We start from the raw sequence: 16,399 nt of genomic DNA, 5'->3' as shown, positions 1-16,399 counted from the left end.
CTGAAAGATCTGCCGCTGATCACTCCCCGGCTAAACGCCGGCTCGACCATTGCTGTGTCTCAATCTTGGCCCATCTTCGTCTGGAGACGCCGGCCACGTACTAGAGGCACTTAGAGTAAATTCATCCGATCCATCGACACAAATGTAAGGAGCCCTCGATGCCAAAGCCCGATATTGCCCCAGGTGATCCCTGCTGGATTGATCTCATGACCTCCGACCCAGGGAAGTCCTGTGAGTTCTATACCCGCCTTTTCGGCTGGACCTACGAAACGGGTGATGAGGAAAAATACGGCGGTTACATCACGGCCTTCGCCGAGGGCGCTCCGGTGGCCGGCATGATGAAGAACGACGGCCAGTCCGGTTATCCGGACGTGTGGACCACCTATCTGCGTGTAGAAGACATCAGCGCGGCGGCCGAAGCAGTCGTCGCGGCCGGTGGGCAGGTATTGATGCCGCCCATGGAAGTTCCGGATCAGGGCCACATGGCGATGTTCACCGACGCAGGAGGTGCGGCCTTCGGTGCGTGGCAGTTCGGCGGCCACACCGGGTTCCAGCTCAAAGGCGAGCCCGGAGCCCCGTTTTGGCATGAGCTTCACACCCGGAAGTACACGCCCTCGGTGAAGTTCTACCAGGACGCTTTCGGCTGGGACACCGCCGTCATGAGCGACAGTGACGACTTCCGGTACACGACGCTCGGATCCGGAGAACACTCACGCGCGGGCATTATGGACGCTTCGTTTTACCTTCCGGACGGGGTTCCGTCGAACTGGCAAATCTACTTTGGGGTGGAGAACGCCGACGCCATCGTGGAAGCCGCCATGGCTCTTGGCGCCCAAGTGATACATCCCGCTGAGGATTCGCCGTTCGGCCGCATGGCTACGCTGACAGATCCGACGGGTGCGGTTTTCAAGATCGCCCAACGACCTGACCCGGCTGCCTGACCACCGCCGGCCCTCGGCACACACCACGTCCCCGGTTCAGCCGTGTTATGCAGCCAAAGATGGCCGGCAGCGTCCGCGTCCGGGCCAGGGTGTAGGTGGTGCCGTCGCGGAGCATGGCCCAGAGGACGTTGAGCCTGCGGCGGGCGAGGGAGAGCATGGCCTGGACGTGGGTTTTTTCTTCACCGCGCTTCCGGTCGTAGTAGGTCCGTGAGGCGGGCAGGATTCAAGGTCGAGAGGCCGGAGCGGTAGAAGACGCGCAGGAGCCTGCGGTCGTAGCGCCGGAGGCGGTGGCGGTGGCGCACGCTGTTCCCGCGCTGCCATCGAACAAAACGTCGCGTCCGCCCGCAGGCTGCATTTTTGGAAACGGACGGAAGGCACAGTGGAGTTGTGCAGGGTGGTATTGCACGACGACTTCAGGCCGTAGCCGCTGGTCCGGCCCGCCCCTACATCCGGGCGAGCCGGGCCCTTACCGCCATGAAGATGCCGTAGCAGATCAGGCCCGCGCCGACCGCGGCCAGCATGTAAATGCCGAGTGGCTGCTCGCGCAGAGCTCTCAGGCCGCCGTCGAGCCCGGTAGACTCCGCCGGGTCGGCCTTCACCGTGGCGATGACGATCAGGAGTCCCGTCAGCAACAGGGCCACGCCCTTGGCCGCATACCCCACGATCCCGGTAACGGTCACCGCGGTGCGGGCCTGCTCATTGGAGGGCATCCGCAGGTACTTGACGAACGACTTCCTAAAACCCCGGATGGCGTAGACCACCCCGGTCACGGCGACGGCGGCGCCGACGACGATCAGCAGGGCGGTGCCCCCCGGCGCCTTCATGAGCTGCAGGGTGAGGTCGCTTGTAGACCGGCGGTGGTCCGCCTGGGCGCCGATGGCGACGGACGCCAGCGTGAGGGCAAACCCGGCGTACACCACGGCCTGCACGGCCGCTTTGAGCTTATTGACCACCTTCTTCTTGGTCGGCAGGTGCTCGAAGTCGAAGACGGCATCGCTGGCCTGCCAGATGGCCAGGGCGAGGCATGCGGCAAACGCGCTCCACAGCAGGACGGGGCCCGCCGGTTGTACGGCCAGCTCCGCGACGGCGCCGCTGACGTCGGCCCGCCCCTCCCCGCCCATGGCCAGCCGGATTGCGACGAGTCCGATCAGAAAGTGCAGCAGGCCGGAGACCGCAAACCCGGCGCGGGCCGCGTATTCGAGCGGCTTGGAATTGGTGACGTCCTCGGCGACTTCCGAGGCGTTCTTGAGTTCTTTTTTAATGGTCGGTCCCTCGCATCGTTTAGCTCCTCCGGTGGAGGTTTTCCCCGTCGCGGCGCCGGTAGCAGAGATCGAAGATCAGCCGCCCGGCGTCGTGGGCCTTGTTCTCGAAGCTCGTCAGGATCCGTCCGTCAAACCTAGGGGCCCAGCCGCCGAGTTCATCGACACCCTCGTTGGGGCCGGTATGTTCGGTGCTGACGGGCGCGCGGCCTTCCTTGACCGGAGCTCCGCCCACCACCGACTCCACTCCGGACTCCCAGACCTGCGTCAGCGGGCTGTCCTCACCGCTCCGTTCGCCCTCGTGGAGATTCTCAAACTCTTTCGAGCCGGCCAGGACCTCGCGGACGTGCACCGCGTAGTTGGACCAGTCGGTCGCGATCCGCCAGAGGCCGCCGGGTTTGAGGGACCGGGCCGCGAGGCCCGCGAAGGCCGGCTGGATGAGGCGCCGCTTGTGGTGCCTTGACTTGTGCCACGGGTCGGGGAAGAAGACCCAAAGCTCCGCGACCGAACCCTCAGGGAGCATGGTGGCCAGCACCTCGGGAGCGTTGGCCTCCACCACCCGGACGTTGCTCAGCCCGCGGCTGTTGATCTTGATGAGGGTGTTGGCCAGGCCAGGGGTGTAGACCTCCACGGCCAGGAAGTCCGTGTCCGGATTCTGTTCGGCCGCATGGCAGACGGCGTCGCCGAGCCCTGAACCGATCTCCACGATCAACGGGGCCTTCCGGCCAAACTCGGCCTCGGCGTCGAACACGTAGTCGGGGTGCACCGAGGTGTTCGCGATATGCCGGGGGACCTCGACGGCCCACCGCTCGGCGTGCTCTTCCCATGCGGCCTGGCGCCGGCCCTGCAACCGGGTGCCGCGGCGCACGAAGCTGACCGGCCGGCCGCCGTAGGTGCCGAACGACGCCTGGCTGCCGGGCGTGACCGTGCGGGGAGCCTGCTGCGGCTGAGGGGATTCTGGGGCTTCACTCATCACTTCCAGAATAGTGGAGTTCCGGGGCGGCGGCTGGACCGGGAGCCCGAGACGGCCTGCCACAATAGGTCAGTGACGACACCACAAAACGTGCCGGGAGCGGTCCGGACCGCCGACAAATCCGCCGCGGACCCCTTCGTGGACGCTGAGATCGACGCCATTCCGGCCGCGGAGCCCACCGCCGCCGGCAGCCGCCGCGCGCTGGTCTACCTCGGGGTGTGCCTGGTACTGATCGGGCTGAACCTCCGCACCGTCTTCTCCAGCTTCGCCGCGGTGCTCGCGGAGGTGACTGCCGACGTCGGCCTTCCGGGCTGGGCGGTAGTGGCGCTGACCACAGCGCCGGTGACCCTGCTCGGCGTGTTCGCCCCGCTCGCGCCGCCGCTGGCCCGCCGGTTCGGCGCCGAACGGCTGCTGCTCGGAGCCATGGCGGTGCTGACCGCAGGGTTGCTCCTGCGCCCGGCTGACGCACCGGGTGTGGGCCACCTGGTCGCGCTCCTGGCCGGCACGGCAGCCTGCGGGGCCGCTATTTCGTTCTGCAACGTCCTGCTTCCGGGCCTGGTGAAGCGCGATTTCCCGCACCGGCTGGGGCTCATGGGCGGCCTCTACACCACGGCGCTCTGCGCTTCGGCGGCCCTCGGTGCCGGCTTCACCTATCCGCTGTTCAGGGTGACCGGGCAGTGGACGGCGGCGCTGTGGTTCTGGGCACTGCCCGCCGGCGTCGTCGTGCTGATGTTCCTGCCATTGGCCGTGCGGCAGCGCCACGGGCGGCAGCACGGAACCTCCGACGGGGTCAGCGTCTGGCGCTCGGCCATCGCGTGGCAGGTGACCGGGTTCATGGTGCTCCAGGCGATGATGTCCTTCAGCGTCTTCGCCTGGCTCGCGCCGATCCTCCGCGAACGCGGGGTCGACGGCGGCACGGCCGGCCTGATCGTCTCCGCCTCGATCGTGCTGCAGATGCTCGGCTCGCTGTTTGCCCCCGCACTGGCCGGCCGGCTTCGGGACCAGCGCGCCATCAATGCGACGGTGGCGCTCATGGCCGGGGGCGGCTTCGCGTTGAGTATCTTCGGACCCCTGGACCTGATCTGGGTGTGGACCGGGCTGCTGGGACTGGGCCAAGGCAGCCTGACGGCGGTGGCGCTCACCATGATCATGCTGCGCACCCGTGATGGCCACACCGCCGCGCACCTGTCCGGCATGATGCAGGGCGTCGGCTACGGCGTCGGTTCGGCCGGAACCCTGCTGGTCGGGCAGTTGCACCAGGCCACCGGGTCCTTCGCCCCGGCGGGCATGCTCTTCCTTGCGGTAGGTTCCCTCGCCGCGGTGTTTGGCTACCGGGCGGGACGGGACCGCTTCGTCGGAGGCTGATGGCGCCAGCGTCCGGCACGGGAGCCGGATCAGACGGTGAGGTCCTTGCCCTTCGTTTCCGGGATGGTGAAGACGAAGACGGCGGAGGCGGCGAGGAGAAGGACCGCGTACACGTTGAACAGCTGCGGCATGTGCAGGCTCGTGCCAAGCCACTGCTGGAGGTAGGGCGCGGTGCCGCCGAAAAGGGCCACGCAGATGGAGTAGGGCACTCCGACGCCCACGGTGCGGATGCTTGTCGGGAAGAGCTCGGCGTAAACGGCCGGAACGATCGCAGCGCTCGCCGCGATGAAGATCAGCATGACGGACATACTGACGGCCACCTGCCAGGCGGAGTCCTTAAGCAGCGCGGTCATCGGAAAGTGCATGATGCCTGCGCCGATGGCACCGGACCACAGCACTTTCTTGCGGCCGATACGGTCGGATAGCTTGCCCCAGAAGCCGCGGTGTTCACTCGGCGCTATCTCGGACAGGTAGGTCTGGGACGAAGGCAGCTCCCCGCCGTGCGCCAGGCCCTGGACCAGGCGCGCCATCAGGAGCATGAGCGAGGCTCAGGCGCCGACAGCCGCGAAGGTCGGCGCGATGCCGATCATAAGGCTGCCCACGGACGCGAGGCCCACGGCAAGGGTCATCGAGGTCTTCCGGCCGATCCGGTAGCCCATCCAGCCGAACAGGAAGCCGCCGAAGGGGCGGGCCACGAAGCCGACAGCGAAAACCGCCAGGGTGAGTCGGTCTGGCGTGGGTTGGATCCGGCGGGGCCCGCTTGGTCTATTCTGAAGTGACCTGATTCACAGGGGAGGGAAGGCCTGGAAATATGCAAAAGACTACCCGCGTAGCAGGTTTTATGCATAAGGGGAAGGGATAACAATGGAACTCAGCGAAGATGACCTCGCGCTGATCAATGTCCTGCAAATTGCCCCCCGCCTGAGTTGGGCAGACGCGTCGGCCGTGCTGGACGTGCACGCCACAACCCTCGCAGCCCGCTGGGAACGGCTCCGCGGAGCCGGCGCTTCCTGGATTACCGCCCACCTGATCGGCGACCCCCACCAGATGTGTCTGGCTTTCGTCGCCGTCGATTGCGAAATGCGCGGGCGTAAGGAAGTTACCGCTAGGCTCGCGAGGATGCCGGAAATCGTCACAGTGGAGGAGGCGGCCAGCAACCGTGACCTGATGCTGACCGTAATTACGCCCTCCCTGGACGACTTCAGCATCAAGGTCATCTCGCGGCTGAAGGAGATCGACGGCCTGCTCAAGTACCAGACGGCGCTGTGCACCAGGCTGCATTCCAGCGGCGGCGCCTGGCGGCTCAACGTGCTGAGCCGCCAGCAGCAAGCCGCCGTCAGGGCACTGGCCGGTCGCGAAACTACCGGGGTTGCCCAGGCCGCCGCGAGGGAAAACCTGCCGGCCAGTCACCTGGCGCTGCTGCCGTTCCTGGCCAAGGACGGACGTGCCACTGCGGCGGACATTGCCCGCGGGCTGGGCCGGCACCCTGCCACCGTCCAGCGGCAGCTCAACCGTGTGCTCTCCAGCGGGATACTGTCCTTCCGCTGCGAGGTCGCCCAGAGGCTTTCGGCCTTCCCGGTGACCTGCCAGTGGTTCGTTAACGTACCCGCCGGCCAGCATGAGGCAGCGGCGGCCGAGCTGAGGACCATGCGTAACGTGCGGCTCAGCGCCTCCACCACGGGTCCCACCAACTTCGTGATCGTCATGTGGCTGCAGTCCCTGGCGGACGTCATGAGTATCGAGTTAGCGCTCCAGCAGAAGGTGCCCGGAATCGTGCTCGTGGAGAGTGTCATCATGCTTAGCACCGTGAAGCGCGTGGGGTGGATGCTGAACCCGGACTCCGGGGCCAGCGGCGCTGTGGTGGTTCCGGCCCAGGGGCTGGACGCAGCCGGCTAAACAGTCCGGCTCCGGCGTGCGGCGGTCTCCGGAGTGCCCCCTGCCCGCCGGAGTGCCCCTCTTGTAGGCTGTGGCACGTGCCCCGAACAGACCCGCCCGCACCGCGCGCTGATCCCGCCCCGGAAATGGCCGGCATCTTCCACCGCGACTACCTGCTGGTGACCCTGGGAGCCTGTGCCCTCGTGTTCCTGGCCGCCTTCGAATCGCTGGCGGTGACCACCATCATGCCGTTGGTCAGCCGGGAACTGGATGGCGCGGCCCTCTACGCGCTGGCGTTCGCCGGTCCTCTGGCCACCGGCGTCATCGGCATGGTGGCGGCCGGAAACTGGTCGGACCGGCGGGGCCCGGCGGGGCCGGTCTACGCGTCCGTGGCGATGTTTGCGCTGGGCCTGCTGATCGCCGGAACCGCGGGAACCATGCCGGCCCTCGTAGCCGGCCGGCTGGTCCAGGGCCTGGGCGGCGGGGCCATGACGGTGGCGTTGTATGTTGTGCTTGCCCGGGTCTATCCGCCGGTGCTGCACCCGAAGATCTTCGCGGCCTTTTCCGCGGCCTGGGTGGTCCCCTCCCTGGTGGGCCCCTTCGCGGCAGGCCTTGTGGCGCAGCTGGCCAGTTGGCACTGGGTGTTCCTCGGCGTGGTGGGGCTGGTGACTCCTGCCTTGCTGATGATTGTGCCGGCCCTGCGAGGGCTGCGTGGCGGTTCAAGCGGAACCGCGAAGGAAGCCGCGCCGGGAACCGCGGCGAAAACCAAGGCGAAAGCCGCGGCGGGGGAGGTGGCCGCGAGCGGTCCGGGCCGGTCTTCGGGCTATGGCAGGCTGGCTTGGGCCGTGCTCGCCGCGCTCGCGGTGCTCGGCTTGAATCTGTCAGACCGGCTTCCGGTGGCGGGGGGAATCGCGGCCGGGGCGGCCGTCGCCGTAGCACTCATCGCCGTCCGTCCGCTGGTGCCCAGGGGGACCCTGGCCGCCCGCCGCGGCCTCCCCAGCGTGATCCTTACCCGAGGTCTGGCTTCTGCATCATTCTTCGGCGCCGAGGTCTACCTGCCGTATCTCCTGGTGGAACGTTACGGTTTCTCGCCTACCTACGCCGGACTGACCCTCACCGGCGGCGCCGTCGCCTGGGCTGCCGGCTCAGCGATCCAGGGCCGGCTCGGGGCACGCCTGGATCACCGCCGCGCGGTCCGAATCGGTGCCGCCCTGGTGCTTGGCGCCGTCGTGATGGTGCTGGTTACCACGGTCCTCCTCTGGCCCGCCGCGGTCGTGATCATCGCCTGGGTTTTCGCAGGCGGTGGCATGGGGCTGATGTATGCGCGTCTGAGCGTGATGACACTGGCCCTGTCTGACAAGCACAACGAGGGCTTCAACAGCTCGGCGATGTCCATTTCCGATTCTCTCGGCGGCGCTCTGGCGCTCGCCGGTACGGGACTGGTCTTCGCGGCATTCACGACGGCGACGACGGCGGCCGGCGCCGGCGTCGCGCCCTTCGCGGGGGTCTTCGCACTTACCGCCGTGATCGGCGTCGGCGTCGTGGCGGTCGCGCCAAGAGTGTCGCGAACGTCGCGGCGGCAGCAGCAGTAGCCCCGGGGCCGGCCGCACAAGAGCGGGCGGCCGCAGATGATAGACTGAGGGAACTTGATGTGCAGTGATGCCCACTTTGGATTCGATTGACCAGCTTTGGTTGATCAGCCGGATCCCCTGCAGGACTCCTCGGAGCCCGGACGCAGGCGGTGGGCTTTATTCATGTGAGAGGCACATCCTGCGTCGATGAACGCGTTCTATTTGGTCCCGGCCGCCCGCAAAAGCTTGCGGGAAGCCCGGTTGATCACCTGACTTTTCTTCGGCGAACCCCTGGGCCAACCGGCACCGGGGGCCGATATCCGTATGGATACCGCCTGAAAGACCTTTGAAACACATGACTACTTTTGCTGCGCTCGGCACGCCCAAGGCCCTCGCCGACACCCTCACCGCCCAGGGAATCGTTGAACCGTTCCCCATCCAGGTCAAGACCCTCCCGGACACGCTGGCCGGACGCGACGTCCTGGGCCGCGGCCGCACCGGTTCCGGCAAAACCATCGCTTTCGCCATCCCGCTTGTAGCACGACTCGCTGAGCGGGAAGCCAAGCACTTCCGTAAGCCCGGCCGCCCGATGGGTCTGGTCCTCGCTCCGACCCGTGAGCTGGCCACCCAGCTGAACGCGACCATCGAGCCGATGGCCACGGCCATGGGCCTGAACACGACCGTTATTTATGGCGGCATCTCCCAGGCCCGCCAAGAAAAGGCGCTGCGCGCCGGCGTCGACATCGTCATCGCTTGCCCGGGCCGCCTGGAGGACCTGATCCGCCAGCGCGTCCTGACCCTCGAAGGTGTCGAGATCACCGTCCTGGACGAGGCCGACCACATGGCCGACCTTGGCTTCCTCCCCGTGGTCAAGAAGCTCATGGACATGACCCCCAGCCAGGGCCAGCGCATGCTGTTCTCCGCCACGCTTGACAACGGCGTGGACAAGATCGTCCAGCGCTACCTGTCCAACCCGCTCACCCATGCGGTGGACGAATCACAGGCCGCGGTGACCACCATGGAACACCACGTACTCGTCGTGAACGACCAGACCGTCAAGAAGCAGCTGATCGTCGAGCTCGCCTCCGGCGCCGGCCGCCGGGTGCTCTTCCTGCGTACCAAGCACCACGCCCGGAAGCTGGCCAAGACCCTGACCGACGCCGGCATCCCCGCCGTTGATCTTCACGGCAACCTCTCGCAGAACGCCCGCGACCGTAACCTGGCCGAGTTCTCCTCCGGTGAGGTCCGCGTTCTGGTCGCCACCGACGTCGCCGCCCGCGGTGTGCACGTCGACGACGTCGAACTGGTCATCCACGTGGATCCGCCCACGGAGCACAAGGCCTACCTGCACCGCTCCGGCCGGACTGCCCGCGCCGGTTCCGACGGCACCGTGGTCACGCTGACCCTGCCGGAGCAGCAGTCCGACGTGAAGAAGCTCATGAAGGCTGCCGGCGTCGAGGTCAACTTTGAGCGCGTCACCGCCAACTCCCCGCTGGTCGCCCAGCTGGTTGGCGAAATGGCAGACAAGATCGATCCGCGCACCCGCGCCGCGCTGCTGGCCGCCAAGTCCAACCAGGGCGGCGGCAGCTCCACCGGCGCGAACGCCGAGCGCAAGCGCGCCCGCCGCACCACCCAGGCGGCACCCACTGCGGGTGGCCGGGGCGGCCGTGGCGGACGCGGACGCGTCGGAACCGAGGCTCCCCGCACCGATCTTCCCCGCGCCGAGCGCCGCGCCGTGGCCTACGAAGGCCAGGCTGCCGCCCGCAACGCTGCAGAGCGCGTCATCGAGCGGAACGAGGACCGGATGGATGCCGAGCGCGCCGAGCGGCGGAGTACCCGTGCCCGCTCAACCTCATACGGCTCTCACCGGAACGATGTTCCGGCTGCAGGCGGCCGCGCCTCGGCCGGACGCGGATCGGACGGACGCGCCTCAGAAGGACGCAGCGACGCCCGGGGCGCCTCGGCTCCCCGCAGCGGCGCACCGCGCACCGGCGGCGCTCCCCGTACGGGTGGCGCAACCGGCGGCCAGCGCGGCGGACGTCCGGCGACGGGCCAGCGTGCTGCTGCCGGCGCCAAGCCCGCTGGAAGCAAAACCGGAGCAAACTCGGCTGTCTGGTCCTCCAACACCGGCGGCACCTCGGGCGGTTCCTACGCAGGCGGGGGCAACGGCCGCTCCGGCGAAGGCCGTCCGGCACGCACCGGCGGTCCGCGCCGCGCGTCCGCCCCGGCGTCGAACGAACGCCGCAGCCGCTAATCCCCAACCGCCCCCTAACCCCGCAAGCTCGGTCAGGGAATCCGGCGGTCGTGGCCCAGCTTAACCACCATCGAGTGCTCCGTAACCGCCGTTTAGAGGGTTCCTAACGGCAGTTGGGGAGCGCTCGATGAGATTTCAGGCGCTACCAGCCGCGGGCCCGCCACTCTTCGAGGTGCGGGCGTTCCGCGCCCAGGGTGGTCGGCTTGCCGTGGCCCGGATGCACCACGGTGTCATCCGGGTACACCCCGAACAGCCGTTCGCTCACATCGTTGATCAGCTGGGCGAACCGGTCAGGATCTTTCTGGGTGTTGCCCACGCCGCCGGGGAACAGCGAATCGCCGGAAAAAATGTGTGCCGGGCCCTCCGGGTCCTGGTACACGAGGGCGATCGAGCCCGGGGTGTGCCCGCGCAGGTGTACTGCCGTCACGTCGAAGCCGTCGAAGTTGCTGACGTCCCCGTGATCCAGCAGGACATCGACCGGCACCGGCAGTTCGGGCGCGTCATCCGTGCTGGCCGCAGTCTTCACACCGGTGGCTTCCACCAGGCCCGGCAGCGCGCGGACGTGGTCCCAGTGCTGGTGGGTGGTGGCGATCAGCGCGAGCTTCGGCGTCGCGGCGGTATCCGCGGCGGCGTCCGCGAGTAGCCCCTGGATGGCGGCCAGATCGTCGGCCGCATCGATCAGGAGCTGCGCGCCGGTTGCCTTGCTGGTCAGCAGGTACACGTTGTTGTCCATCCCGCTTACGGAAATACAGCGGATGGTGATGTCACGGAGCGAGTGAATGAGTGAGTCCATGGGCTTCAGTCTACGGACGGACTATTCGCGGCCCTCGGACACCCAGCTGGGATTCGCGGACCGGGAGCCGACGACGGCGTCCGCGGCGGCGTCGAGCGTCTCGAGTTGCGCAGGGGTCAGGTTGAGCACCAGGGCACCCAGATTCTCGTCGATCCGGGCCGCCTTGCGCGTGCCGGGGATGGGGACCACCGGCAGTCCAAGCTTCCGGCCCTGGGCCAGGAGCCATGCTAGTGCGACCTGGGCCGGCGTTGCGGCTTGTCCGGGACTGCCGAGCTCCGCGGCTACCGCCCGGACTGCGGCGACCACGGCCTGGTTGGCGTCCAGCGCGGCTTCGGCGAAGCGCGGGATGTTGCGGCGGAAGTCGTTGCTGCCCAGTTTTGAGGCGTCGACCGTGCCGGTGAGGAATCCCCGGCCGAGCGGCGAGTAGGGCACAAACCCCACGCCCAGCTCGGCGGCGGCAGGAACCACATGGCGTTCCACATCTCGGCTCCAGATGGACCACTCGCTTTGGACCGCGGCGATCGGGTGGACGCTGCTGGCCTCCCGCAGCTCCTCGGCCGTCACCTCGGACAGGCCAAGGTGCCGCACCTTGCCGGCCTGCACCAGCCCCGCCATGGCTTCCACGGTTTCCACAATCGGAACGCGGAGGTCGCGGCGGTGCATGTAGTACAGGTCGATGGTGTCGGTGCCCAGCCGTTTCAGGCTGCGGTCCACGGCCTGCCGCACGTAGGCGGCGTCACCGCGGATGTCCGAGTATCCGGTTCCCGGCGTCCCCACCAAGCCGAACTTGCTGGCTAGCTGCACCTCGCCGCGCCGCTCCTTGAGCAGCTGCGCGATCAGTTCCTCGTTGCTGCCGCCGCCGTAGATGTCCGCCGTGTCGATGAAGCTCACGCCGGCGTCCACCGCATGGTGCAGGGTCTTGAGGGCCTCGGCCGGATCCACCTCCCCGTACACCGGGGTCAGGGCCATGCCGCCAAACCCCAGGGGACTTACTGCAAAGCCGTCGCCGAGCTGGACTGATGCTGCCGTCATTTTGGGTCTCCTAACGCTGCCGGAATGCTGCGGTCCCTGCCAAGAACCCCGGCATGCGCGCGGCTATTCCGGCTCCGACGGAACGATTCTCCCCACCTTATGGCTGCGGCGTGGCCAGTCCGACGGCGCGCCCCGGGGGAACACGCCGTCGTACTTGCTCAGACCTGGGGAGTTTCCGCGGGGGACGGTGGCTGCCCTGCCGCCGGGACCGTCTGGTCCCCGGCCGCCAGCAACTTCAGCCCCGCCGCGCAGGCAACGATCCCGGCGATGAACAGCAGTTTGAGCGGGCTCGCGGGTTCGACGCCGGTGCCCATCGCCCAGCCGACCGTCAGGGCAGCGCCGATCCCCACCCAGACCGCATACGCCGTCCCGAGCGGGATGCGCTTCACGGCCAGGCCGAGCCCGAGCATGCTGAGCACGGCGGCGGCGGCAAACACGGCAGTGGGCCCGGGCCGTGCGAATCCGTCCGATTGACCCAACGCGGTGGCCCAGACCGCCTCCAGCACGGCGGATCCCAGCAGGACGGTCCACGACGTAGCAGCCGACCTCATGGTCATGCCACCAGCTTCAGGCCGGCCACGCAGGCCGCGATTCCGGTGAGCAACAGGATCCGCGCCGCGGTGGCGCGTTCGACTTTGGCGACCATCGCATAGCCGGACGTCAGGACGACGCCGACGCCCACCCATACCGCGTAGGCCGTTCCGGTGGGAATGGACTGCATGGCGATGGCGAGGCCGCCGGTGCTCGCCAAGACGGAGACAAGAAAAACGGCGCCCGGCGCGATCCGGCGCCGGCCGGCGACTTGGGATGTCCGGTACAGGGCCGCGGCCCAGACCGCCTCCAGCGCGCCGGAAACAATGAGGATGAACCAAGGCATGACAGATCCTTCGGCCAGTCTTGTCGCGCGCCGGGTACTGAACCGTCGTCCGGAGGCCGCCAGCGAGGCAACCTTAATGCCAGCGTAGCAACGCTCCCGCAGCGGCGAACAAGCGGCGAACAAGCGGCGCCCCGGCGGTTCCGGACGGGCGCGCTCATCCAATGCTCCGAACCGGCCCTTTTGAGGACTCATAACGGCACTTGTGGAGCAATCGATCGAGTCTAGCGATGCCGGGGCGCCGCTAATTTGCGGGGTGCTCCGGGACGGGGTCGATCGACACGACGGCGAGGAAGCCTCGGCCCAGGATTTCCGGGGTGCCGGTGTCCGAGCCGACGACGGCGTCGTACCGGCCGAGCGGCTCACCGGCGTCGGCGGCCTGGACCGAGTCGGCGTCGGCGGTCTGCCCGGCGACGGTGCTGACCGCGGCCTGGCCCTGCAGCAAGATGCCGAACTGGCCGGCGAAGACCGGGTGGGCGCGTTTCTTGGACAGTTCGATGATGGAGGTGTAGCCCTTGAATGCGCCGGTACGCGTCATGACGTTCAGGTCGCGGATGTCGCCGGTGGGCAACGCGCCGGCCGAGTCCGCGCCGCCGGAAAAGCGGAAGGGCCGGTATTTCTCCAGCGGATGCTCGGCGCCGTCGACAGTGAGGAGCAGCAGCTCACCGTCAATCACTGTGAGCACCCGCTCCATGCCGGCAAAGCCGGAAAACGCGCCCGCCCTCGCAACGTCGGCGATGCTGACGCGCCAGTCCCAGCTTTCGTCCCCGGCGGCCTCCGGGAACCGGGCCAGCTCGCGGGTGACGCCGCCGCCGTTGCGCCAGGGGCGGGGTTTGAGCTCGGCAAAGCGGATGATCTCCATCGCCCCAGCCTAGCCTCCGGTCCCGGGCCCCCTGGCGGGGAGCCTTGCAAGGCGGCTAGCCCTGCCGGGCGTAACGTCGGCGCGGCCGGGCCTGTCTTGCTAACGTCAAAGGGACAATTCACGCGTAGGGAGCGGCAATGTTCGTTAAAGTATGTGGCCTGAGCACCGAGGATTCGGTCCGGGCAGCGGTCGACGCCGGTGCCGATGCGGTCGGCTTCGTGCTGGCGCCCAGCCCCCGCGAGGTTGCACCCGAGCGGGCCCGGGAACTCCTCGCCGGGGTGCCGGCCGGGGTGCCCGCGGTGGGTGTCTTCAGGCACGAGGCGGCGGCCGACGCCGTTGCGGTTGCCCGCGAGGCAGGACTGGAATGGGTGCAACTGCACGGCGAACGCACCCCCGAAGATGTCCGGACGGTGCACGATGCCGGCCTCAAGTTCATCAGGGCCATCACCATGGCGGCCGCGCCGGCAGAGTTCGCGGACTGGGGCGAGGAGCTGCTGCTGGTCGACGCGGCCGTGCCCGGATCCGGGGAAGCCTGGGACTACGCTTCAGTCCGCGCCCTGGGGCTGGGAGGGCGGCGGTGGCTGCTGGCCGGCGGACTGGACCCGGAGAACGTGGCCCAAGCCGCCGCGGCGGCCGGCGCGTGGGGCGTGGACGTCTCCTCCGGCGTCGAGCAGTCCCGTGGCGTCAAGGATCTTGCCAAGATCAGGGCCTTCGTGACGGAGGCAAGGGGCGCCTGAGCGCGTTGCAGGGACGGGCGCACGAGCTGTCACGCCCGGACCCGGGGTGCCCCATCCGGACCTATCGCCGCGCAGGGCTTCCTCGCTAGCATGCTTGTGGGGGACTTCTGAACCCCGGCGGATCAGCCCGCCACCTATGCGAAGGAGCAACGACGATGACCCTGCCCGAAGGATTGACCCCCGGCGTTTGGACATTGGACCTATCCCACAGCGAGATCGGCTTCAGTGTTCGCCATGCCGGTATCAGCAAGGTCCGCGGCCGCTTCACCGACGGCTCGGCGGAGGCGCGTGTCGGGGATTCCCTGGCAGATGCCAGCCTGCACGCCACGATCAAGACCGCCAGCTTCGAATCCGGCGACGCCAACCGCGACGGCCACGTCCGCGGGCCGGACTTTTTCGACGTCGAGAACTACCCGGACATGAGTTTCCGCGCGACGTCGGTCAGGGGCGACGGCGAGGACTACGTACTCGCCGGGGACCTTACCATCCGCGGCATCACCAAACCGGTTGAACTGGAAGTCGAGTTCACCGGCGTCGCCGTGGATCCTTTCGGCGCGACCCGGGCCGGCTTCAGCGCCGAGACCGATATCAGCCGCAAGGAGTTCGGCTTGACCTGGAACGCAGCCCTCGAAGCCGGCGGACTGCTGGTCAGCGACAAGGTCAAGATCAACGTCGAAGCAGCCCTGGTAAAACAGGCATGATCGTCGCAGCCGGCAAACGCGGCGCCCGCTGCGGCTGCCGGCTGCTCCAGCCGCTGCCCAAAAGTCAGGGGACACTCAGGGTGAACCCGGGGTCCGGATCCGACGCGGGCGGGAGACAATGGAGCCATGAAGACACTGCTCAACATCATCTGGTTGCTTTTCGGCGGCCTGTGGCTGGCGCTGGGCTACTTCCTGGCCGGCATCATCTGTTGCGTCCTGATTGTCACGATTCCCTGGGGGCTCGCGTCTTTCCGTATTGCGTCCTACGCCCTCTGGCCCTTTGGCCGCACGGTGGTGGACCGCCCCGGCGGCACAGGCCTGTTCTCGCTGCTCGGCAACGTCATTTGGCTCCTCGTGGCGGGCATCTGGATCGCTATTGGCCATGTGGTCACTGCGTTCGCCATGGCGGTCACTATCATCGGCATTCCGCTGGCCATCGCCAATCTCAAACTCATCCCGGTGTCCCTGATGCCGCTTGGCAAACAGATTGTGCCCACGGACCGGCCATTTGCCGGCAGCTACCGCTAGCGGCCGCCCGGACGGCACACCACAAGGAAGCCGAGGCAGAGCAATGCCCGAGTCAGTAACCCCGGAGGCAGGGCACGTCGACGATGAGTTGATGCTGGTGATTACCAGGGAGTTTCGGGTCCCGATCGCGATGGTCTGGTCTGCGCTGACCGAGCCGGACCAGGCCCCGGCGTGGTGGGGTCCGCGCGGTTTTCATACCCCGAGGGAGAGCATTGACGTTGACCTGGAAGTCGGCGGCCTGTACCGGGCCTGCATGGTCCAGGACGCCACCGGGCAGGAATACTGGTGGGGCGGCATCCACACGGACATCGAACCGCCAAACTTGTTTGTGTTCACGCATGCCTGGGACAAGGATGACGGGGCCCGCGGCTTCGAGACCGAGGTGACATTCCGGCTCGAAGAGATTGACGGCGGCACCCGGATGACCTTCACGCAGGGTCCCTTCGATGCGCTGGAAAACCGGGACAACAATGGCACCGGTTGGCGGGAGTCCTTCGACCGTCTTACTGAACATCTCCGCCGGGCCGCCTGAAAGGCTCGGCTAAGCCTTGATCCACCGATCCGCGGTTGGTCCTGACTGTTTGTCAGGGGCGGCCGCGGTTCTTGGTTTCGGGCATGGCGGATTCCCGGCCTC

16 protein-coding genes, 2 pseudogenes and 1 riboswitch are annotated in these 16,399 nt (G+C 67.8%); of the genes and pseudogenes, 9 read left to right on the top strand and 9 right to left on the bottom strand.

All coding sequences use genetic code 11. From position 1 onward, the window contains the following. Positions 1–158: 158 nt before the first annotated feature. Complete coding sequence (locus tag ABIB14_RS15800) at positions 159–941, top strand: VOC family protein (RefSeq protein ID WP_354236861.1); 783 nt, start codon at positions 159–161, stop codon at positions 939–941. 91 nt (positions 942–1,032) lie between these two features. Here ABIB14_RS15800 and ABIB14_RS15795 read toward each other — a convergent pair. The 3 genes and pseudogenes from ABIB14_RS15795 to trmB form a co-directional block, all read right to left on the bottom strand. Beyond that, positions 1,033–1,165, bottom strand: a pseudogene (locus ABIB14_RS15795) (IS110 family transposase); the annotation flags it as partial. 219 nt (positions 1,166–1,384) lie between these two features. Further along, positions 1,385–2,203 (bottom strand): DUF1206 domain-containing protein, encoded by an 819-nt coding sequence (locus tag ABIB14_RS15790; protein ID WP_354236899.1) that lies wholly within the window; start codon positions 2,201–2,203, stop codon positions 1,385–1,387. A 19-nt stretch (positions 2,204–2,222) separates the two neighbouring features. Continuing rightward, positions 2,223–3,173 (bottom strand): tRNA (guanosine(46)-N7)-methyltransferase TrmB, encoded by a 951-nt coding sequence (gene trmB / locus ABIB14_RS15785; RefSeq protein ID WP_354236860.1) that lies wholly within the window; start codon positions 3,171–3,173, stop codon positions 2,223–2,225. Between the two features lie 90 nt (positions 3,174–3,263). Here trmB and ABIB14_RS15780 point away from each other — a divergent pair, with 90 nt between their 5' ends. Then, positions 3,264–4,538, top strand: a complete 1,275-nt coding sequence (locus tag ABIB14_RS15780) for an MFS transporter (protein WP_502909684.1) — start codon at positions 3,264–3,266, stop codon at positions 4,536–4,538. Positions 4,539–4,567: 29 nt separating this feature from the next. Here ABIB14_RS15780 and ABIB14_RS15775 read toward each other — a convergent pair. After that, positions 4,568–5,260: pseudogene (locus tag ABIB14_RS15775) on the bottom strand (MFS transporter); the annotation flags it as partial. 142 nt (positions 5,261–5,402) lie between these two features. Between ABIB14_RS15775 and ABIB14_RS15770 the strand changes: the two are divergent. From ABIB14_RS15770 to ABIB14_RS15760, 3 genes are all read left to right on the top strand, one after another. Then, complete coding sequence (locus ABIB14_RS15770; protein ID WP_354236859.1) at positions 5,403–6,434, top strand: Lrp/AsnC family transcriptional regulator; 1,032 nt, start codon at positions 5,403–5,405, stop codon at positions 6,432–6,434. 125 nt (positions 6,435–6,559) lie between these two features. Next, positions 6,560–8,005, top strand: coding sequence for an MFS transporter (locus ABIB14_RS15765; RefSeq protein WP_354236897.1), 1,446 nt, complete (start codon positions 6,560–6,562; stop codon positions 8,003–8,005). Between the two features lie 334 nt (positions 8,006–8,339). After that, entirely contained in the window at positions 8,340–10,238 is a 1,899-nt protein-coding gene (locus ABIB14_RS15760; protein WP_354236858.1) for a DEAD/DEAH box helicase, read from the top strand. 142 nt (positions 10,239–10,380) lie between these two features. On the opposite strand, the gene ABIB14_RS15755 is transcribed toward ABIB14_RS15760, so the two are convergent. From ABIB14_RS15755 to ABIB14_RS15735, 5 genes are all read right to left on the bottom strand, one after another. Beyond that, complete coding sequence (locus tag ABIB14_RS15755) at positions 10,381–11,031, bottom strand: MBL fold metallo-hydrolase (protein WP_354236857.1); 651 nt, start codon at positions 11,029–11,031, stop codon at positions 10,381–10,383. Between the two features lie 21 nt (positions 11,032–11,052). Next, a complete protein-coding gene (locus tag ABIB14_RS15750; RefSeq protein WP_354236856.1) occupies positions 11,053–12,063 on the bottom strand; it encodes an aldo/keto reductase in 1,011 nt (336 codons plus the stop codon). Positions 12,064–12,221: 158 nt separating this feature from the next. Beyond that, a complete protein-coding gene (locus ABIB14_RS15745; protein ID WP_502909683.1) occupies positions 12,222–12,614 on the bottom strand; it encodes a DMT family transporter in 393 nt (130 codons plus the stop codon). A gap of 2 nt (positions 12,615–12,616) precedes the next feature. Next, on the bottom strand, positions 12,617–12,940 hold the full coding sequence (locus ABIB14_RS15740) for a DMT family transporter (RefSeq protein ID WP_354236854.1): 324 nt from the start codon (positions 12,938–12,940) through the stop codon (positions 12,617–12,619). Positions 12,941–12,949: 9 nt separating this feature from the next. Next, positions 12,950–13,014: riboswitch (guanidine-III (ykkC-III) riboswitch) on the bottom strand. A 167-nt stretch (positions 13,015–13,181) separates the two neighbouring features. Next, positions 13,182–13,799 (bottom strand): HutD/Ves family protein, encoded by a 618-nt coding sequence (locus tag ABIB14_RS15735; RefSeq protein ID WP_354236853.1) that lies wholly within the window; start codon positions 13,797–13,799, stop codon positions 13,182–13,184. Between the two features lie 137 nt (positions 13,800–13,936). Here ABIB14_RS15735 and ABIB14_RS15730 point away from each other — a divergent pair, with 137 nt between their 5' ends. The 4 genes from ABIB14_RS15730 (at position 13,937) to ABIB14_RS15715 (ending at position 16,297) form a co-directional block, all read left to right on the top strand. Next, a complete protein-coding gene (locus tag ABIB14_RS15730; protein WP_354236852.1) occupies positions 13,937–14,536 on the top strand; it encodes a phosphoribosylanthranilate isomerase in 600 nt (199 codons plus the stop codon). A 155-nt stretch (positions 14,537–14,691) separates the two neighbouring features. Continuing rightward, positions 14,692–15,237 carry a YceI family protein gene (locus ABIB14_RS15725; RefSeq protein ID WP_354236851.1) on the top strand — a complete coding sequence of 182 codons (546 nt, stop codon included), beginning with the start codon at positions 14,692–14,694 and terminating at the stop codon, positions 15,235–15,237. A gap of 126 nt (positions 15,238–15,363) precedes the next feature. Then, positions 15,364–15,765, top strand: a complete 402-nt coding sequence (locus tag ABIB14_RS15720; RefSeq protein ID WP_354236850.1) for a YccF domain-containing protein — start codon at positions 15,364–15,366, stop codon at positions 15,763–15,765. 43 nt (positions 15,766–15,808) lie between these two features. Continuing rightward, positions 15,809–16,297 (top strand): SRPBCC family protein, encoded by a 489-nt coding sequence (locus ABIB14_RS15715; RefSeq protein ID WP_354236849.1) that lies wholly within the window; start codon positions 15,809–15,811, stop codon positions 16,295–16,297. Positions 16,298–16,399 lie beyond the last annotated feature (102 nt).

Source organism: Arthrobacter sp. UYEF3, assembly GCF_040546245.1.
Classification (GTDB): Bacteria; Actinomycetota; Actinomycetes; order Actinomycetales; family Micrococcaceae; genus Arthrobacter.
The sequence above is the reverse complement of the archived record's forward strand: the minus strand, read 5'-3'. Positions and strand labels throughout refer to the sequence as shown.